General features: G+C 46.6%; 16 protein-coding genes. 7 read left to right on the top strand and 9 right to left on the bottom strand.

Annotated features, from left to right (window positions below):
- Window positions 1-23 precede the first annotated feature (23 nt).
- Window positions 24-1,592, top strand: coding sequence for a RagB/SusD family nutrient uptake outer membrane protein (locus FXO21_RS12835; RefSeq protein WP_225865670.1), 1,569 nt, complete (start codon window positions 24-26; stop codon window positions 1,590-1,592).
- Window positions 1,593-1,719: 127 nt separating this feature from the next.
- Window positions 1,720-3,723 carry a T9SS type A sorting domain-containing protein gene (locus tag FXO21_RS12830; protein WP_149640445.1) on the top strand — a complete coding sequence of 668 codons (2,004 nt, stop codon included), beginning with the start codon at window positions 1,720-1,722 and terminating at the stop codon, window positions 3,721-3,723.
- Window positions 3,724-3,777: 54 nt separating this feature from the next.
- On the opposite strand, the gene FXO21_RS12825 is transcribed toward FXO21_RS12830, so the two are convergent.
- The 6 genes from FXO21_RS12825 to FXO21_RS12800 form a co-directional block, all read right to left on the bottom strand.
- Window positions 3,778-4,554 carry a TIGR00266 family protein gene (locus tag FXO21_RS12825; RefSeq protein ID WP_149640444.1) on the bottom strand — a complete coding sequence of 259 codons (777 nt, stop codon included), beginning with the start codon at window positions 4,552-4,554 and terminating at the stop codon, window positions 3,778-3,780.
- Between the two features lie 69 nt (window positions 4,555-4,623).
- The gene (locus FXO21_RS12820) at window positions 4,624-4,881 is read right to left on the bottom strand and encodes a hypothetical protein (RefSeq protein WP_149640443.1); all 258 of its coding nucleotides are present in this window, start codon (window positions 4,879-4,881) and stop codon (window positions 4,624-4,626) included.
- A gap of 108 nt (window positions 4,882-4,989) precedes the next feature.
- Window positions 4,990-6,540 (bottom strand): glutamate--tRNA ligase, encoded by a 1,551-nt coding sequence (gene gltX / locus FXO21_RS12815; protein WP_149640442.1) that lies wholly within the window; start codon window positions 6,538-6,540, stop codon window positions 4,990-4,992.
- A gap of 146 nt (window positions 6,541-6,686) precedes the next feature.
- Window positions 6,687-7,058 carry a Rid family detoxifying hydrolase gene (locus FXO21_RS12810; protein WP_149640441.1) on the bottom strand — a complete coding sequence of 124 codons (372 nt, stop codon included), beginning with the start codon at window positions 7,056-7,058 and terminating at the stop codon, window positions 6,687-6,689.
- A gap of 53 nt (window positions 7,059-7,111) precedes the next feature.
- Window positions 7,112-7,630, bottom strand: a complete 519-nt coding sequence (locus tag FXO21_RS12805) for an acyl-CoA thioesterase (protein ID WP_149640440.1) — start codon at window positions 7,628-7,630, stop codon at window positions 7,112-7,114.
- A gap of 16 nt (window positions 7,631-7,646) precedes the next feature.
- Window positions 7,647-8,489 (bottom strand): outer membrane beta-barrel protein, encoded by an 843-nt coding sequence (locus FXO21_RS12800; protein ID WP_149640439.1) that lies wholly within the window; start codon window positions 8,487-8,489, stop codon window positions 7,647-7,649.
- 166 nt (window positions 8,490-8,655) lie between these two features.
- On the opposite strand from FXO21_RS12800, the gene FXO21_RS12795 reads away from it, so the two are divergent.
- Together FXO21_RS12795 and FXO21_RS12790 are read left to right on the top strand one after the other, a co-directional pair.
- Complete coding sequence (locus tag FXO21_RS12795) at window positions 8,656-9,495, top strand: hypothetical protein (protein ID WP_149640438.1); 840 nt, start codon at window positions 8,656-8,658, stop codon at window positions 9,493-9,495.
- A 248-nt stretch (window positions 9,496-9,743) separates the two neighbouring features.
- Complete coding sequence (locus tag FXO21_RS12790) at window positions 9,744-10,505, top strand: hypothetical protein (protein WP_149640437.1); 762 nt, start codon at window positions 9,744-9,746, stop codon at window positions 10,503-10,505.
- A gap of 63 nt (window positions 10,506-10,568) precedes the next feature.
- On the opposite strand, the gene FXO21_RS12785 is transcribed toward FXO21_RS12790, so the two are convergent.
- From FXO21_RS12785 to FXO21_RS12775, 3 genes are all read right to left on the bottom strand, one after another.
- Window positions 10,569-11,264, bottom strand: a complete 696-nt coding sequence (locus FXO21_RS12785; RefSeq protein ID WP_149640436.1) for a head GIN domain-containing protein — start codon at window positions 11,262-11,264, stop codon at window positions 10,569-10,571.
- A gap of 64 nt (window positions 11,265-11,328) precedes the next feature.
- Window positions 11,329-13,848 carry a PspC domain-containing protein gene (locus tag FXO21_RS12780; RefSeq protein ID WP_149640435.1) on the bottom strand — a complete coding sequence of 840 codons (2,520 nt, stop codon included), beginning with the start codon at window positions 13,846-13,848 and terminating at the stop codon, window positions 11,329-11,331.
- A 29-nt stretch (window positions 13,849-13,877) separates the two neighbouring features.
- Window positions 13,878-14,252 carry a PadR family transcriptional regulator gene (locus FXO21_RS12775; protein ID WP_149640434.1) on the bottom strand — a complete coding sequence of 125 codons (375 nt, stop codon included), beginning with the start codon at window positions 14,250-14,252 and terminating at the stop codon, window positions 13,878-13,880.
- 175 nt (window positions 14,253-14,427) lie between these two features.
- On the opposite strand from FXO21_RS12775, the gene FXO21_RS12770 reads away from it, so the two are divergent.
- From FXO21_RS12770 to FXO21_RS12760, 3 genes are read left to right on the top strand one after another with little or no spacing between them, the layout of a single operon-like run.
- Window positions 14,428-14,967, top strand: coding sequence for a dihydrofolate reductase (locus FXO21_RS12770; protein WP_149640433.1), 540 nt, complete (start codon window positions 14,428-14,430; stop codon window positions 14,965-14,967).
- 20 nt (window positions 14,968-14,987) lie between these two features.
- Complete coding sequence (gene porU2, locus FXO21_RS12765; protein ID WP_149640432.1) at window positions 14,988-18,257, top strand: putative type IX secretion system sortase PorU2; 3,270 nt, start codon at window positions 14,988-14,990, stop codon at window positions 18,255-18,257.
- A 57-nt stretch (window positions 18,258-18,314) separates the two neighbouring features.
- Window positions 18,315-19,034 (top strand): DUF4290 domain-containing protein, encoded by a 720-nt coding sequence (locus tag FXO21_RS12760; RefSeq protein ID WP_149640431.1) that lies wholly within the window; start codon window positions 18,315-18,317, stop codon window positions 19,032-19,034.
- The last annotated feature ends 9 nt before the right edge of the window (window positions 19,035-19,043 follow it).

Below are 19,043 nucleotides of genomic sequence, written 5' to 3'. Positions count from 1 at the left end.
TATTATAAAAAATGACATTCAGTATGAAACTATATAATCAAACCATTTCCAAGCTTTTGCTCTGTGGGGCAATTCTCCTGGGCCCGACCAGCTGCTCCGACTTTCTCGACGAGCAGGACCCATCAAACCTTCAACCGGATGTATTCTATACACTTCCCGATCACGCGGAAGCTGCGGTTGCTGCTACTTATGCAGAAATGCGTTTCTACGGTGAAAGCGCGGGTATTTTCTCGGCTAACTGGCAGATGCTGGAAGCAGTTACAGGAACGGCTACTACCGAAACAGGCCAGAATTCAGATTTGAACAACTTGTACTCGCTGATTTACGATGGTAATACAGGTCACATCGCCAACTTCTGGAACGGGCTTTTCCGCGTAATCGCAAATGCCAACCTGGCTATCGACAAGATCCCCGGCATTACTTTTCCTGCTGCCAACGAAGCGCAGAAAACAAAGCTGATCGGAGAAGCCAGATTCCTTCGCGCCTGGGCTTACTTTTATGTGGTAAGACTTTGGGGCGATGCACCGCTGATCACCAAGGCGCAAACGGTTGAGTCGGAAGATTTCTTCCCTTCGAGAGCACCTCAGGAGGAGATCTACAACCTGATCGTGGAAGACCTCACAGCTGCTGAAGCGGCCGGCTTTGCTGATTTCAATACAAGCGGACGGGCTTCTAAAATGGCGGTTAAGTCGCTTTTGTCGAAAGTGTACCTTACTATGGCGGGCTTCCCGTTGAGCAAAGGCGCTTCTCACTACAAGCTGGCTGCGGACAAGGCCCTTGAAGTGATCAACTTCTCGAAAGCAAACCCTTCTACCCTGAACCTGTTTCCTACTTACAGGGAATTGCATCAGGAAAATTTAAAAAACAGGGTTGAGCACATTTTTCAGATCCAGTACAACACAGTAGTTGCCGGTTTCCCGTTGAACGATTTCTTCCCGAACTTCAAAGCCGTAACCTATGCTGGCCCAAGCGGAACCGGAAGTACCGTACCTACGCGTTCGTTCTACGATTCTTACGAAACAGGCGACCTTCGCACAAAAGACCAGGAAGGATGGTTTTATACGACCTACTTTACCAATGGAACAGGTGCGAAATTTGACCTTGGACAACCTTATGTTTTCAAATACTTCAACATTGCAGCACTGGGTGGCCCGGGTATTACACCAACAAGGCTTAATAACCTGAATGTAAACCTGATCCGTTACGCAGAAGTATTGCTAACCTACGCAGAAGCACAAAATGAACTAAGCGGCCCGAATTTGGAAGCTTACGAAGCTTACAAACGTATCCGCGACCGTGCACAGCTGAAAACGCCTGCTATGGGAACATTCACAAAAGCTTCTTTCAAAGAAGCAGTTTGGCGTGAGCGCTGGTATGAATTCGCTTACGAGGGAATTACCTGGTTTGATATGGTACGTCTGCGCAAAGTGTTCAACGAAGAAACTAAGGGTTTTGATAACTTCGTAGGTCACCGTAACCTGAATGTAAGTGGTGGTGCTCCTTTGTTGGAAAAGCACTTGTTATTCCCTATACCCATTCAGGAAATGAGAAATAGCCCTAACCTGAAACCTCAGAATCCGGGTTACAATTAAGATTTGGGTTTTTGAAATCAGGAGCCGGCCCATGTATGGGCCGGCTCTTTTTGTTTTAGTTATATTGGCAGGATCAATTTTAAACTAAGTCTGAACGTTATACGGATTTGGGCAAGAAGATCATTGTATGAAAAATTGGAAGTTTACGGTCTGGCTTTTTCTTTTCCTCGCATTTCATGCTTCTCATGCCCAATTGCGCATTTTTTCGCCAGTCAACAACCAGGTAATGCAGCGCGACCCGGCTGGCTTCGCGCATATTCCGGTTACTGCCTATACTTATTTTCCATATGCCAATATCAAAGCAATACTGACTCCCACGGAAGGGAATATCTACCCTGGCAATGAAATTAACATATCGCAGGACCAGGTTGCTCAGGGATTCCTACATTTTAATTTTCAGGCTGAAAGCGGCTGGTACCAGCTCAAACTGATCGGTGAGACAGAGGCAGGGCTCGTCGATTCCACTATTGTCCCTCGGATTGGTGTGGGTGAAGTTTTTATGGTAGCCGGGAACTCCAACGCAATGGGCCTGCCCGGTCTGGGCGCAAAGGATGCCTCTCAAAATGTGATCTCTTTTAACCGAATCAACAAAGTTCTCAATACCGAAAATATCACGGTCGCTCCCGATCAGCCCACACCCGCTCCTGCATTCGACGTACTTCTAAAAGATAACTTTGTATTTCCCACTGGCGAAACTTCATGGTACTGGGGAGAATTGGGTGACATGCTCGCGACCAGGTGGAATTGCCCGGTCCTGTTTTTCAATGCAGCCTGGGCGGCCGCAAATTCTGAAAATTACCGCGATGCGGCGACGGGAAAAGATGCCTATAATCTGTATGTAGGTAAATTCTGGCCAAACCGCCAGCCTTACAGCAACATCGTCAATACACTTAAATACCTGACCGCTTTAACCGGTGTCAGGGCTGTACTCTGGTCGCATGGAGAGAATGATGCGCAGCTGGGTTTTACTGAAACTAACTATTTTAATCATATCCAAACCCTGATCAGGAATAGCCGGATTGACGCCGGATATAATGTTCCCTGGGTTTTGGCGCGGAATTCGGTCAGTAATCTCCTTCCAAATCCCTATTTACCAGTGCTCAATGCACAAAACAGATTGACTGAAATTGTAAGCTTTAACGTATTTAAAGGCCCCTATCTGGATACTGTTCAAATTCCCCGGCCTTTTTCCGGGCACTTTGAAAGTTTGCCCGGAGGTATAGCCGGACTAACCCACGCCGCCGAAGCCTGGAACCGCAGTCTGGCCGATTCGCTGGTGCAACAGCTTGCCCCGGTACTTCCGAAATATAGCATTCATACCGGCGTCGTTCCTTCGATCGCATTTCCCGGCGCTGCGTTCACTGTGGCATATGCGTTTGACGAAAATGTTGCTCCAAACCAAACTATACAGGCCGAACTGCTGGACAATGCCGGAAATTTTATAGATACCTTGGTAAAAGATAACAGCAACCCGGCTGCGGTTAAGCTGCCAGTCAATCTCCAAAACGGCTATTATCGCATCAGATTGACAGGAACCGGCCCTACTCTGCCAGGAAGTGTTTCCGATTCCTTTTATGTAGATAAGAGTTATCAGAAGGTCGATTTTGTAAATAAACTCTCAGTCCGGCCTGTCGGTAGTGAGCTATACATTTCCTGGCTGCTGGCACCCGATCCGCAGCTCGGCAAGCTCGTTTTACAAAAAACCACTGACGGCATACATTACAGTGATTTGCAGACCTACGAAGCTGCCTCTAACCAGTCGCAGGTTTTCGGATACCGGGACATTGATCAGAGTTCCGAAGCCAATTTTTATCGGTTAAAAATGCTTCATCAAAATGGGACAGAAGCATTTTCGCGCGTGGTAACTTATTTTCGAAACGGCGGCCCGCCCGATTTTACTGTGTTTCCAAATCCAGTGAGCGGCCGTGAGTTTTATCTGAAAACGGATGAAAATGCCGGGACTTACAGCTTGTTCGACCTGGCAGGCAAGGAGCATCCAATTCATTCGTCGGACAGGGAAGTGATTGGTTTGATAACCGTTAAACCAGTATATAAACTTCCAGCCGGCATCTACATTTTGAAGGTCACTTCCGCAAATGGGATAGATTCCCGCAGGGTTTTAGTGAAATAAAAAAAGGCAGGAACTATATCCCTGCCTTCCTCTTATTCATACATGAATTTTGCCCTATTCAAACAGGTTTCCTAGTCCGCCTATGACAGAGCCGCTTTCTTTTCTTGCGTTTGGTCCTGCAGTGGATAGCCTTTGAATCAGCTTCGAAATCGGCATGGACTGGATCCAGCAGCGGCCGGTTCCTCTCAAAGTAGCCAGAAACATTCCTTCACCGCCAAATACCATCGATTTTAACCCGCCCGAACGCTGTATATCAAAGCTCAGTGACTGCTCAAATGCCACTACGCAGCCCGTATCTACACGCAAGGTTTCATTGTTCAGTTGACGCTCCATTACCACGCCCCCCGCGTGAACGAATGCCATTCCGTCTCCTTTTACTTTTTGCAGTATAAAACCCTCCCCTCCAAACAGGCCAGATCCGAAACGCTGGTTGAAGTGGATTTTCATACTTGTACCCATGGCTGCGCAAAGAAACCCGTCTTTTTGCACGATCAGCTCATTCCCGTAGATCTTGGAAAGGTCGATTGGCATGACGGTGCCTGGATACGGCGCAGCAAAAGCTACTTTTTTCTTCCCTACCCCGCGGTTGGTAAAGTGCGTCATAAACAGTGATTCGCCAGTCAGCAAACGGGTTCCGGCCTGGAATATCTTGCCCATAATGCTCTGATTAGCTTCTGAACCGTCGCCCATTTTGGTTTCGAACTGAATACCGTCTTCCATAAAAAGCATCGCGCCTGCTTCCGCAATCACGGTTTCATTCGGGTCCAGCTCGATTTCAACGACCTGGATATCATCGCCGATGATTTTGTAGTCAATTTCGTGTGAGATCATTTTTCGTAAAGGTTATCTGGTAAATTTCAGTCAAATAGTAAAATCCCTTTCTCCCTCCTCCCTTCATCCCTACTCCTCCTCTTCTTCCTCCTCTTCGGACGTTTTCTTTTTGGATTTGCGTGTTTTCCTTCCGGGAATATCTTCGCGGTCACGCAGTTTTTTGTCATCCACATTTTTGTTCAGGAACTCATTGATCTTGTCCATGTCAAAGCTGGTGGTGATCTCTCCGAAGGAATTGATCTGAATATCAAAACCGTCCAGGTCTTTGTGTACCCGCGGTTTTTCAGAAACCGGTTTGGAAGGGTCGCTTTGTTTCTTTTTAGCCATTTTGTTTAAAAAGTAACAGATACTCGCGTAATCTGGATTTCAATTTTTACGAAAATAATACCTATCAACACACTATCTATACAAATTGATTGTACGGCGATATAACTTCTATGCCAGCCTGATTTGCGCTGACAAGCGGTTCAAAGCATCGTCGAGGCGTTTTATCACTTCATTTTTTCCCAAAATTTCCATGATGATCATCAGGTCGGGGCCGGCTCCTGCGCCGGTCACTGCGAGGCGCAATGCCTGCATTACCTTACCCATTTTAATTCCCATAGATTCCATGGTCGCCGCAATCACTTCTTTGATTTCGTGGGCAGTGAAATCACCGGGATATTCAGCCAATGCAGTTTTCAATCCTGAAATTGCATTAACTGCTTCCTCATTCCATTTTTTCAAAACAACTTCCGGATCGTAGGCCTCGGGTGCTATGAACAGGAACAGGGATTCACTAACAATCTCTTTCACGAAATGCACGCGGTCTTTCAGCAAAAGCACAATTTGCGAAAGCTGGCTATCTGTCACTGCCAGGCCTTTTGCCAGATATAATGCTCTCAGCTCTGAGATAATGACATCGTCACTTTGTTGTTTCAAATATTGCTGGTTAAACCAGTTCGCTTTCTGAATATCGAACCTGGCTCCCGCCTTGTGCACCCTTTCCAGGCTAAATGACCGGATCAGTTCTTCCATACTGAATATTTCCTGTTCCGTACCCGCATTCCAGCCCAGTAATGCGAGGAAATTTGCAGTTGCGTCGGGCAGATAACCTTCTTCACGGAAACCCTTTGCTTTGTCACCGGTATTCGGGTCCGTCCATTCCAAAGGAAATATCGGGAAGCCGCCCAGGTCGGCGTCGCGTTTTGAAAGCTTTCCGTTTCCGTCGGGTTTGAGTAGGAGCGGCAAATGCGCAAACTGGGGCATCGTGCTTTCCCAACCTAAATATCTGTATAAAAGAACGTGCAACGGAGCTGAAGGAAGCCACTCTTCGCCGCGGATCACGTGGGTAATTCCCATTAAATGATCATCGACGATATTGGCCAAATGGTAAGTCGGCATTCCGTCCGACTTCAACAAAACCTTATCGTCGATCTGCGAAGAATGCACGACCACCCAGCCGCGCACGAGGTCATTGAACCGAATCTCTTCTTTCGGGCTGATCTTCATCCGGATCACATAAGGATCACCGCTTTCGATGCGCGCTTTTGTTTCACCTACTGTCAAAGTGAGTGAATTCGTCATTTCCATGCGGGTAATCGCATTGTATTGCGCCGCGGCTACTTTCGCTGCTTCGAGCCGCTTTCGCATTTCGTCGAGCTGCTCGGGGGTATCGAATGCATAGTAGGCTTTCCCTTCCAGTACCAGCCTTTCAGCATATTCGCGGTATATTTCTTTCCTTTCTGATTGTTTATACGGCGCATGCGGGCCGCCCTGCTGCGGGCCTTCATCTATTTCGATACCCAGCCAGGAAAGTGCCTCCAATATATAGTCCTCGGCTCCTGGCACAAAGCGGTTCTGATCGGTATCTTCAATACGGAGCAACATCTGCCCTCCCTGCTGCCTGGCAAAGAGATAATTATACAAGGCAGTACGGACTCCGCCTGCATGCAGCGGTCCAGTCGGGCTGGGGGCAAATCTTACTCGAACGGGTTGGTTGTTCATTTATTTTTTAACTTGTAATGTATTAAAAAGGGGGTAATGTTTGGTCATTGGTTGTCATTGGGTCATTAGTTGTCTCGTCTGCACAATAAGTGTCTACTAATGACTAACAATGTCTATAAGTGACCATCAATGACTGCAAAGACCCCTTACCCCTCCACCGCAACTACCGAGATCTCAACATTCACATCTTTCGGCAGCCGGGCTACCTGTACGGTTTCGCGGGCGGGTGGTTCTTTGGTGAAAAAACTGCCGTAGATTTCATTCACAGCTGCAAAATCATTCATATCCTTTAGAAATATGCTCGCCTTCACCACATTTTGAAAACCCAGTTTCGCCGCGCCGAGAATATGTCCGATATTTTGCATCACCACGCCCGTTTCTGCCTTAATATCCCCGGACTTAGCCAGTTCAGCGGCGATCTGTCCGGAAACGTAAAGTGTACCATTTATCTTGACTGCCTGACTGTATGGACCAATCGGAGCCGGGGCTTTATCTGAGAATATAATTTCTTTGGGCATAAGTAATAAAGAGTTAATCTTCCAAAATTACCAAATATTGCCAAGTGGCAGCGTTAATCCACCTGAAAAAGCGCTTTGAGCTCGGTTGCGTCCCCAGGCTTCAGTCTGCCTGCCAGTACCAACCGGAGCTGGCGCCGGCGAAGTGCGCTCAGGAACAGCTCTTTCTCCTCGTCCGTTTCCGGTTCCAGGGGAGGTACTTCGATAGGCCGGCCATTTTGGTCCACGGCTACGAACGTATAAAAAGCACGGTTGGTACTTACCCGCTCTCCCGCTGGAATATCCTCCGCCCACACTTCGAGAAACACCTCCATTGAAGAGTTGAATGCACGGGTAACTTTTGCGCGCATTGTCACGATATTGCCCAGGCGAATCGGTTCGGTGAAAGAGACGTTATCGACAGACGCGGTCACTACAATGCGGTTTGAATGCTTTTGAGCTGAAATCGCTGCGCAGATATCCATCCAGTGCAGCAGCCGCCCGCCCATGAGGTTATTTAATGTATTGGTATCATTGGGGAGGACCATTTCGGTCATCGTCACTTCCGATTGGTGCGGTTGCTTAGGTTTCAACATTTCGTTTTGGGTAAATCTAAAATTTAGGACAGCGCGTTTTCTTCCTTTCCCGCGCCTGCATGCGGTTTCCGATCAAATAGCTTGCCTTTACCTGCAGGAACAGATAACTATCCTTACTTTCTGCGCTTCCCCGGCTGAATCCCGGCTGACGGGCCGGTTCCCCTATTTCCGGGGCGCGGTCGGAGAGGCGTCTCGCAAGATCGCCCGGCAGCTGGTCGGGATTCGGGTAAACGGTGCTTACATCGTCCAGGTAATCTGAATTCATAAAATTATTGCAAAGCTCGACGCCCAGGCTCAACTTTTCCGAGGTTTTGAATGAAACGCCAATTCCTGCGGTAAAAACAAGCGGAAGCCGGTTGTATTTGACACCTTCCGTAGTGAGTGGGGCAAGGCTTTGCCACCCTCCGTCAATTTCTGCTTTAGGGTTCAAAAGCGTGAAACCAATACCTCCGATCAGGTATGGGTTTACAGGCGCATGGCGATTGAATGAAAACAGATCGGCTTTGATACCCAGGTTGATATCCGGGTTGAATGTTTTGAATGACAGGTTGTTTTGAAAATTTTTGGAATACTGCTGATCAGCGGAAACCTGGTAAAACCTCAATTCTCCCCTGGCGCTTATATGCTCTGTAAGCCTGTACAATGCCCCTATCGAAACCGACGGGCCCAACCCCAGGTGCTTCATATTGATCCCGTCGGAAAGGTCGCCCATGTAATAGGCTACTCCCGCTCCTGCCGTAATACTTAGAACGCCGAAAGGATCTACATGCCGGCCGCCGAATTTCGATCGGCCTTGTGCCTGGCTATTCTGGACGCCCAAGAGTAACAGAAGTAAAAAAAGTATTAGTTTCCTATGCATACGAACAAACTTACTGACACCTCAGTTAATTCTTGACAAGTTAAGAAACAGGTTTCTTACGAAAAATAAATTTGATCTGTTATCGAAGGAGCTGGCTCGATTTAGCAATACCGTAAACGTTAAATTACCAAGATCGTCCAGACAGTAATAAAACACCATTTTTCTCATGATGAATATTTTGTTTTGTCGAAGTAAATTTTTAATCATCTACTATTCAAATGAATTCATTGTTATGAGAAAAACAATTTCATTATTATCCGTATCTCTGGCGTCTATGTGCTTCGTCTCCGCAGTTGTTATGACTGGTTGCTCGAAGGAGAATCAAATTGAGCCGATTGAGGGAAGAGGCCAGTCGAAAACTGGTGAAAATCTGACGGACAATCCAAATTTGCGAATTGACCCGCCCATTTTCGACCCAATTATTGGTCAGCCTGGAATCGGTAGCAAGCCCGACAAATGGCTTGCAGTTGCCCCCGGTAACTCCATCTATGCTGTCTCTACTCTGAAACATTTGGGCGGTGACGCTTCGAAAGCTTGGGTCAAAGCTCTGCCTGAACCAGCGTCCGGAGCAAATGCAATTCTAACAACTAGCACAGGAATGGGACAAAACTCAAGTGTAATAAGCAGCCACTGTACGAGTATCATTAAAAATTTGGTAGCCGGCAAGAAATACATGATCACTTTTAAAGTTTCCACAACAAGTACCAATTTGTGGTTTGGCAATTCCAGCCCGTATGCAACAGCCGCAAAAATTATTTTAGGATTCGCAAAAAATGACGGCACGGGATTTGGTGATCCTAATGGCTATTACGACATCGAGAAAACTGTTGATTTAACGGGTAAACAGGCAGAATGGGTTACGGTAACAATGACATTCACTGCCACCAAATATGATACTCGTTTTACCTTTCAAAATGCGACTCCGACAACTCAAAGAACTTTCACAAACCTTCACGTCGGTCTAGGAGCAATTAAGCAAATTGATGATCTCCTCATTCCGCAGTAATAGTTTAGTTATTCAAAGAAAAAAAGGGTCGGCACTTACCGACCCTTTTTCTTGTCCGAAGTAAATCTAATCCCCCCGCTTCACCGAGCTCGCACCCGAAGTGCTGGAATGAATATCTTTCGCGCCGCCGGAATAGCGAAACGAACCTAACAATAAACGGTTTTCAATTTACGCTTTACGCTGACTTCTTTTGATCGCGAATAAATTTTTCGCTTATCTATTATTCACAATTTACAAAATCGTTTTTTATGAAAAACAGTAAGTCATGGCTGTCAACTACGCTTGTTTCTGCCTGCTTTGCGTCGGCATTGGTATTGAGTAGTTGCTCAAAAGAACAAAGTGTTGAACCTGTAACTGAGAAGGTGCAATCGCCGGTTGGCGAACCTACGTTGAGGGTTGATCCTCCCAAGTATTCTCCCACCAATGGGCAACCAGGCATTGGAGCCAATATAGGGCAATGGTGGACAGGTATAAAGCCTGGTAATTCTATTTTTGCAGTGTCCACAACCAACCATCTGGGCGGCGACCCTTCGAAAAGTTGGATCACGCCATTACCAGCACCCGCGCCCGGAGTGACCACGTTTTTAACCACTAGTACCGGATTAGGTGAATATTCCCAGGGAGTAAGCAGCTATTACTCAGGTATGATTTCAAATTTAATAGATGGGAAAAAGTACAAAATCACCTTCAAAGTTGCATCGAGTAGCGTGGATGTTCCGGTTATTAATGGTGCCCAGTTTGCTAAATCTGCAAAAATCATTCTTGAAATGACAAAAAATGATTGCCAAGGATTCAGCGACTATGACGGCTTCTACAAAATTGAAAAAGTTGTCGACTTAACGAATAAACCAGGACAATGGGTGACTGAGACCATTACGTTCACCGCCACCAAGCACCCTACATACTTTGTATTCCGCAACAACACTCCCACGACTGCAAAAACTTTCGTCAATCTCCATATCGGAGCGGGAGCGGTTCAGATTGATAATCCCCAAGTTCAGCAGTTATAATACATAATAACAGACAAAAAGCCGGTTTGACCGGCTTTTTGCATTTCATGGTGAATTGTAAATCTACTCCCCCCGCTTCACCGAACTCGCACCCGAGGTACTGGAATGAATATCCTTAGCACCTCCCGAATAACGCACACTACTAGCGCCCGAGGCCTCTGCATGTACAGCATTGCTTGCGTAAACTGCCGCACTGCTCGCACCGGATGCATCTATATTTACTTCCTTAGTTTGAAAATCTCTGCCTTTGAATGACGATGCGCCTGAAACTTCTCCGTCCAGAACATCACAGCTTCCGTTCAAAACGAGGGAAGATGCACCGGACAATTCCATAGTCACTTTCGTCGCCTTCAAATCCATATTCACTTTTGAAGCGCCGCTCACTTCTATTTCCATGGTTTTAACCCCGGAAAAGCCCGCAACATTGGCGGCACATGCTCCTGAAAAATCAACCCCCTGCAAATTGGGCATGGTGATGCTCACATTGACCGTCTTGCGGTTTTTGTTCCAACCGTTGCCTTTATAGCCCAGTTTCAGCTCTCCGCCCGAAACGTGTGCCTCCATGTCGTTAAGATCCTCGCTGCGGCCGGTTGCAGTTACATTAAACCCGCTGCCCTGCTTCACTTCTACCTTGAATGCGCTGCCCATGGCGAGCCTATTGAAATTTGAAACAGCGAATTTTTTAGATTCCTGTGCATGGGCAACTGACATGGCCGTCAGCAAAATCGCCGCGATATGGAAAACAAATACCTTTTTCATAAATCCAGATTTTATGGTTTTTCGAAAGATGCATAGTGATTAATGAAAGTTGCACCTGTGTTGTTTACTCCTGAACATTAATCTTGCTGGCGCCGCTCGCATGCCTGTCGAGATTAGGGATCCGCCCTAATTCCACTTTGGAAGCTCCCGAAGCGTCCACATCCGCATTTTGAATAGACATTTCCGTAGCTGCAATCTTGCAGGCACCGCTGGCATCGAGTGATGCCGATTTGGCTGATCCTCTTAAAGTGATCTTTGAAGCGCCGCTGACCCCTAAGGTTAACTGCTCGGTTTCTACATTCAGCTCCGATTTTGACGCCCCCGAAATATCTACTTCCAGCTTAGGTAAGCCTTTAAAACCCGAAATTAGAGTCTTATTGGCGCCCGACAGGCTCACGCCTTCAATAGTCGGCATTGTAATTACCAACCCGATCCGCTTCCAGTCATTATTAAAGAGCTTAAACTCAGCGGAGCGCTTTACTCTCAAGGTGTTACCTTCCACAAAAATTTTCAGGTCATCAATATCTTCCTGACCCTGCGCATCGGCAGTCACATTAAACTCTGCTCCCTGCCGCACAACGATCGAATAGGCACCGCCAATATCGATTCTATTAAAATCACTGACCGGGAATTGCTTGATATAAGTACCTCTTTCTCCCAGATCGAGATCGCTGTTGTAGTCATTTTCAAAGGAATAATTTGAATTGTCGTTATCCTCCTCACTTTTAATGTATCTGGCAGGAATATTGGTACAAACCAATCCAGAATCACGGTGCATTACCCAAAGCAGATTATCCCATTTCACATCCTGATTGCCCAGATCATACTGCTTCATCATTTGAGTGGTCGATTCCCACTCATTTAAGGAATAGTAAAAATCACGCGTCATGATAAAGGGTTTATTATAAGGCAGGTTAAGTGTCAGGTCAATGCGCTGGTCGCGGAAACGACCATTATTTGCCAGGGTCGGCCCTTCTCTGAATAGAAAGACAGAATCTTTGATATCCACATTGTAAGTCAGCATTTCAGCATTGCGCTGCGCATCCTCGCGCGTTCTGCCACGTGCATGCAACGTTTTGACGATTTCAATACTGTCAGCCGCATTTAGTCCTGCGAGTCTCACATCCACATCCACATTTTCCTCATCATGGGTGTAATTGTAATCGAGCGTCAGCGTACCGGCGGGTACTGAGTAAAATGCTGACTGTACCACTTCCCCGCGTTTCGCAAAATTTCGTTGGTATGACACGCCACCGATCGTACTGCCGATCACGCCGACGATCCAAAGTCCTAACATAGTCAGCCAAACCGTTCCGCTCACGATTCTCTTGTTTGAAATCAGCGTCAGCCCCAGTATTAGAAATGTAACCAGTGGAATGGCGGCGACCAATATCCCCGAGAGTATCAGGATTTCAGGCAGTTCCTGAAAAATAAGAAAAGGGATTGGCAGGTCGTCAAACGGGGCGGCCGTAGTCAGACCCAGCGCCACGCCTCCTCCTATGATCAATGTCAGCAAGCCGATGACCGACATTCCGATCAGGAATGCTCCGATCATGATCCTGAGAATCGGGCCAAGGCCTTTTAATAAGTTCCCCAGCGCCGTGATCAGCAAGGCAATAGCACGAAAAGGGAAAAGCAACAATTTTGTCAGGATATGCTCCTCACCTGTTTTTTCGTCCAGGTTTAGCCCCTGCTTGATATTCGACTCGATATTGGAGAGGGTAATGGGTTCTCCCTGCATTTCCATTTTCTCAGTCAATGTATTCGCTACCGGGGCAATAACCCACAGTACAATATAAATGACCACGCCGGTTCCAAACAGCAAAATAGAAAGCACCCATAGAAATCTTACCACGCCCAGGTCTACCCCGAAATAGGAAGCCACTCCGGCTGCCACGCCGCCTACGACCTTTCTGTCCGGATCACGAAAAAATTTCTTGATTTTAGCATCTTCTTCCAGCGTCGATGAGCCTGGAAACGCAACCCACATTGCAATATAAACCAGAACCATAAAGCCGGAAAGTGGCCCCAGCTCGTCTTCCATATTGAGATTCATCATCCCCGAGCCGGCTGGTAAACCTACTACGGCGAACAGGAATGCAAGTCTTACCCAAATAGGGTCAACCGTAAAGTAATGTCCCAGGCCGGCTGCAACTCCACCCAGGAGCTTCCGGCGAAGATCGCGGTAAAGCTTGCGCGGGCCGGATGGCTTAACGGGTTCGGTTTTAGGAGGAGTATGGGAAGCGGGTTCCTGTTTGGGATTCGCATTTTGCGCGGCGGTTTCCAGCGGATCAGCCAGGATATCCTCAGCTTGCTCGATCGCCTCAAAATCAGCAACAGTTCCCATTGCTGCGATCAGCTCTTCTACATCTGTAAGCGAGATAACCTGCTTATTTTCTGCTTTTTGCTTATTAATAAACCTTTCCGCTATACGGCCCTCTATATCTGAGACGATTTCTTTACTGTCCGCAAACGAGGCGAAGTATTTCTGGATCGAAGCCAGGTAGGCTTTCAGTTTTTCGTACCCGTCTTCCTCGATATGGAAAATGATACCGCCTATATTTATGCTGATTGTCTTTTTCATGATTGGAATAATCGAATGTCTCTAAATGATCAGTTAGGGTCAGGAAGATTGCCGGGATCCGCTTTGCTCAGATCCTCAGTTCGCTGAATCACGGTTTTTACCGAGTCGGCCAATTCAAACCAGGTGGCTTGCATCGCTTCCAGAAATACCTTCCCCTCATCCGTCAAAACATAGTATTTCCTTGGAGGTCCCGAAGACGACTCCACCCATTTATAATCCAGCCAGCCTGAATTTTTCAATCGGGTCAAAAGAGGGTATAGTGTGCCTTCAACCACCATGATGTGAGCAGACGTGAGTTCATCCAGCATATCCGACGCGTATACTTCGCCCCGGGATATGATGTGCAGAATGCAGAATTCCAGTATCCCCTTCCGCATCTGCACTTGGGCATTTTCAATATTCATGTGGTTTCATGTGTTAATTTAAATGAATAAGTTCATGGCTAATAGATAGAATTTCTGTTTCTAACAATACAAAGGTATACACAGGTACTTTGCGATGCAAGGTACCATGTTAAAAAGATCGCGGTGATGTGAGGAATGGTTGTTTTATTTGATGACCGGTAAAATGATGATGATTATGATAGAACAGTCCAATTTAACACGAGCAAATTCGGTGCTACCCCGTCTCTGCATCATTGCCGCGATGAGTGAAAATCGGGTGATAGGAAACCATAACCACCTACCCTGGCATTTACCCGACGAGTGGGAAAACTTTAAAAGGATCACTGCCGGAAAACCATTTATGATGGGAAGAACAAGCTTTGAAGCACCTGACGCATTGCATTCTGACTATCGGAACGTGGTACTAACGTCGCGCGCCGGCAACCCGGAGCCGCAGCGAACAGAGTTTGCCAAAGATATTCCCGCCGCACTGGCGTTACTTTCTGACGAGACGGACGTATTTATACTCGGAGGAGCTGCTGTTTTTGAACAGATGCTCCCGCTTGTTCAAAAGCTCTATCTCACGATCGTTCACGCTGAGCTGGAAGGAGATGCTTATTTTCCGATACTTAACCAAAATGACTGGGAACTCGTTGAATCCGAATATCATGGGACCGACGACGACCATGCATATTCATTTTCGATGAATGTTTACGTGCGGAAAATGGCTGACTGACAGCTCGTTTCCGTATTTCTATGTATAAAGCCACACACATTATTCTGCTGGTATTTTTTTGTCAACCCCCGCTGCATGCCCAGCGGCTATTTGGCAATGAATGGATCAACACGCAACAGCATTACTTCAAGATCCCGATTGTCAAAACCGGATTTTACCAGGTTACGGCTCAAGACTTGTCCGACATAGGAATCCCGGTGCCGGACATTCCAGCCAATGCTTTCCAGATTTTCAGGGATGGCAAAGAGATAGCAATTGAAATTTCAGATTCAGGATTTGTCCCGTTGAATGCAGACGGTTTTCTCCGTTTTTACGGAGAAAAAAATGACGGCAGGCGTGATACGTCACTTTACGTGATGCGGCAAGCGATGCCGCACAGCTATTACAGTCTGTTTTCGGACACAACATTTTATTTCCTTACCTGGCGAAGCGACGGAGGGTCAGGCAAGCGAATTGCACAAGCTGGCGGGGTGCATACAGGTGAAACGCTTTTGTGTCATCGCGAAGAAACACTGCAACTATATACATCTCATTATTTACCCGGCCGGTTTTATCCCGATGGAAGCGGGTTTGAAGACGGCTCTGCATTGTCGGATTATGATACCGGCGAAGGCTGGACCGGGCCGGAGATCAAAGAGAAAACCATTTACGAAATGCCAATGCATGATCTGGCAGATATTCCGGATCAGGAAATAGAAATCGAGATCATGCTCGCCGGATGGACAGCCGGCGCCCATTCATTTGATATATCTATTGAGAAAGATGGTGCCCTACCCAGAAAAATTGCGAATGATCATTTTAATGACTACGGTACCTGGATAGCCACTTTTTTATTAAAAAAAGGAGATCTAAGTGAAAATGGCACATGCAGGATTGCTATTGTTCCAGTAACAGGCAGCCATATCTCAGTTTCCTATTTAAAGCTGAGTTATTTACAGGAAAGCAAATTTGCACCGGAAGAAGACCAGAAGCTATTTCATTTTAAGAACTCACAGCAGACCTGGAAATGCGTTTACGCGCCAAACACTACCTTTTACGACTGCACAAATCCTGATCTGATCAGGAAGCTGATAAGACAAAATAAACTGATATACATAAATGGTGCCCGGCGCGTGATCGGAGTGAGAGAATATTTGCCGGTGGCCAGTATTCGGCCAGCACACTTTCAGGAAATAAATGCATCAAATGCAGATTACCTGATTATTACGCACCCTCTGTTACGTGTTTTGGCAAATGGGACAGACCCAGTAGAAGCCTACGCCAGCTACCGCGCTTCACCACAGGGTGGCGGCTACAAGCCTTTAATTATTAACATAAACACTGTATTTGACCAGTTCAATTTTGGTCAGCGCGGTCCGCAGGGCACTAAAAATCTGATCGCCTGGCTTCGTTCAAGTGGGGCCTTGAAATTTGTTTTACTGATTGGAAAATCCATTGATCCGCAAAAAGCACGAAAGATCCGCAATCCTTCACAAACTGACCTGATCCCAAATGCAGGCTGGCCCGGCTCTGATGTGGCACTTGTCACCGACCCCACACGAGATATTTTATATCCGGTGGTTCCTGTTGGTCGCATTGGCGCCATTACCCCGCAGCAGGTCCTGGATTATCTGACGAAGGTTAAATCACTTGAAGCGCAGCCTTATTCTGCGGAATGGAGAAAGAATATCCTGCACCTGAGTGGCGGCAGGTCCAGGCAGGAGCTGTCTGTTTTCAAAAGTTATGTTCAGGGTTTTGAACAAAAACTAAACGGTTCTATCCTCGGCGCGCGTATTGAAACGGTTTCAAAAGAATCCGACGATCCAGTGGAACACATTCCACTTTACCGGCAAATAAACCGTGGAGCAGCTCTGGTTACGCTATTCGGGCATTCAGCGCCTGATATCACCGATATTGACATCGGTTATGCCAGCAATGAGAAAAACAATTATAACAATCACCCCAATTATCCGGCGGTTATTATCAACGGTTGTGCAGCGGGCAGCATTTTTTATTCAGACAAAACCCTCAGCAGCGACTGGATATTCTCGCCGAAAAATGGTGCTGTACTTTTTCTTGCGCACACATTCAATGGCGTGTCAACCGCATTGAAAAGGTACACGGACATTTTTTACGAAGTTCTTGCTGATCCGCGATTTACGAGTCAGCCGTTCGGCACCATTCAGCAGGAGGCGATCAAGCGGAATATGCAGCGTAAACCGGACATCTATGATAGTACCACAGTTCAGCAAATGACCTTGCATGGCGACCCCGCGATACGCATTTTCCCGGCCCAGCTGCCCGATTATTCATTTGATTCGACCTATTTGAGATTGTCACTTCCGGCAAAGTCCGGTGATCAGGTTATTTTCAAGGTTATTGTTAAAAATAATGGGCGGAATTTGAAACAGACCCCCAAGCTGACTTTCCGAAGATGGGATACTGATAAATTGGTTTACAGGCAGGTAATTGAATGCAAGGCGGTGGCTGTTGCGGATACTATCCAATTTCAAATTCCAGGAAATCCCGCCTTCATGAGTACTGAATCTTTTGAATTTGTTCTGGATGAAGAGAATCTGATTCCGGAAGAAAATGACGCTGATAATCGCATCGTTTACAAGTACTGGAGAATGCGCAATGACCCAGCCGGCTCCGACATAGTCCCGCCGTTACTGACTGTGCATATCGGCGGGCGCCAGTTAACAGACGGTGAGCAAATTAACCGCAATGCATTGCTGCAAATCCGGCTTTTTGATGCAGATGCAGAGAAAATACGAACAGATACTTCGGGCATTTTTATTTGGCTACAACCGCTTTGTCAGGGCTGTCCGGAGAAACGACTCTATCTAGAATCTGCCAAATTTAATAGTGAAGACTTAACTCATTTTTATCTTGAAACGCACTTGCCACAAAGCTTGCCGGCAGGAAAATATCTGCTCACAGCACGCGCGCGGGACGCGGAAGGCAATTATGCGCCTGATTATCAAATCCACTTTTCACTTGGCCATGAACCCGGTATTCACTTTTTCAAAGTATATCCAAACCCCTCTTCCGACACATTTCATTTTAACTTTAAAGTAAATGGAATCAATGTCTCCGGCCTTGTCAACATTTCTATTTATGATATTACCGGAAAAATAGTGAGGTCATTCCACGTAAAGCCGCATATTGGCAATAATGAACTGCTTTGGAAACCAGTAAACCAGCCTGCCGGAATCTATATTTACAGAATTTCTGCTTCGGAAGCAGCAATCCCGGTTTCAATTGAAGGAGCCACGATTGATAACGGGCGATTATTATGGTTTCCTTAAAGATTTCTTTCGACAAAAACTTCTTATTTTTGTCCTTTACATAAATGATTCATTGTCTTGAAAGAATACGGTAGTAACGTACAAAAGCTTGCCGACCACATCGTTAAGATGGAGGATAAGGCGAAACGCAACCTTTACGCGCACATCCTGATCGAACTAATGCGGCAGATACACCCGAACATGCGGGACAATCAGGATTACACCAACAAGTTGTGGGACGATCTGTACATTATCTCCGGCTTCGAACTTGACGTTGACAGCCCTTTCCCCCCGCCTTCCAAAGAAGCGCTCGGCAAAAAACCATTGAAAGTCGGCTACAACCAGCAAAATCTGACCTACCGTCATTACGGCAAGAATATTGAGCTGTTGCTTGAAAAAGCCATTCAAACAGAAAATAAAGAAGACAAGCTCGCATTCGTTTCCTACATCTTCAGGCTGATGCGCTCGTTTTTTAATGCCTGGAATAAAGATAACCCGGAAGACAATGTATTGCTTGGCCAGCTGGAACAACTGAGTAAAGGTGCGCTGAAAGAAGAAATTGACTACATCCGCCAGAATGGCCCGGTCGATGCTGCTCCGAAAGACCGCAATAACAATAGTGGTGGCCAGGAAAGGAACCGTGGTAACCACCAGGGGGGAAGCTTCAAAGCACAAGCCAACCACAATTCTGAGCGGCAGGGGGGGAATAACCAGGGTAACCCCAACCGGAACAGGCCAAACAAATTCTCTGGCCGCAACGGTAACAACCGCAATAACCGCAAGAAATCCGGGATTTAATTTCCGGAT

The sequence above is a fragment of the Dyadobacter sp. UC 10 genome (assembly GCF_008369915.1).
Lineage (GTDB): Bacteria > Bacteroidota > Bacteroidia > Cytophagales > Spirosomataceae > Dyadobacter.
Note: the sequence above shows the minus strand (reverse complement) of the source record. Positions and strands in the feature narration are given on the sequence as shown.

What these genes read in the sequence shown, in the direction of transcription:
- FXO21_RS12835 (WP_225865670.1), top strand. Translation starts at nt 24, where the DNA reads ATGAAACTATATAATCAAACCATTTCCAAGCTTTTGCTCTGTGGGGCA.
- FXO21_RS12830 (WP_149640445.1), top strand. Translation starts at nt 1,720, where the DNA reads ATGAAAAATTGGAAGTTTACGGTCTGGCTTTTTCTTTTCCTCGCATTT.
- FXO21_RS12825 (WP_149640444.1), bottom strand. Translation starts at nt 4,554, where the DNA reads ATGATCTCACACGAAATTGACTACAAAATCATCGGCGATGATATCCAG.
- FXO21_RS12820 (WP_149640443.1), bottom strand. Translation starts at nt 4,881, where the DNA reads ATGGCTAAAAAGAAACAAAGCGACCCTTCCAAACCGGTTTCTGAAAAA.
- gltX (WP_149640442.1), bottom strand. Translation starts at nt 6,540, where the DNA reads ATGAACAACCAACCCGTTCGAGTAAGATTTGCCCCCAGCCCGACTGGA.
- FXO21_RS12810 (WP_149640441.1), bottom strand. Translation starts at nt 7,058, where the DNA reads ATGCCCAAAGAAATTATATTCTCAGATAAAGCCCCGGCTCCGATTGGT.
- FXO21_RS12805 (WP_149640440.1), bottom strand. Translation starts at nt 7,630, where the DNA reads ATGTTGAAACCTAAGCAACCGCACCAATCGGAAGTGACGATGACCGAA.
- FXO21_RS12800 (WP_149640439.1), bottom strand. Translation starts at nt 8,489, where the DNA reads ATGCATAGGAAACTAATACTTTTTTTACTTCTGTTACTCTTGGGCGTC.
- FXO21_RS12795 (WP_149640438.1), top strand. Translation starts at nt 8,656, where the DNA reads ATGATGAATATTTTGTTTTGTCGAAGTAAATTTTTAATCATCTACTAT.
- FXO21_RS12790 (WP_149640437.1), top strand. Translation starts at nt 9,744, where the DNA reads ATGAAAAACAGTAAGTCATGGCTGTCAACTACGCTTGTTTCTGCCTGC.
- FXO21_RS12785 (WP_149640436.1), bottom strand. Translation starts at nt 11,264, where the DNA reads ATGAAAAAGGTATTTGTTTTCCATATCGCGGCGATTTTGCTGACGGCC.
- FXO21_RS12780 (WP_149640435.1), bottom strand. Translation starts at nt 13,848, where the DNA reads ATGAAAAAGACAATCAGCATAAATATAGGCGGTATCATTTTCCATATC.
- FXO21_RS12775 (WP_149640434.1), bottom strand. Translation starts at nt 14,252, where the DNA reads ATGAATATTGAAAATGCCCAAGTGCAGATGCGGAAGGGGATACTGGAA.
- FXO21_RS12770 (WP_149640433.1), top strand. Translation starts at nt 14,428, where the DNA reads ATGATAGAACAGTCCAATTTAACACGAGCAAATTCGGTGCTACCCCGT.
- porU2 (WP_149640432.1), top strand. Translation starts at nt 14,988, where the DNA reads ATGTATAAAGCCACACACATTATTCTGCTGGTATTTTTTTGTCAACCC.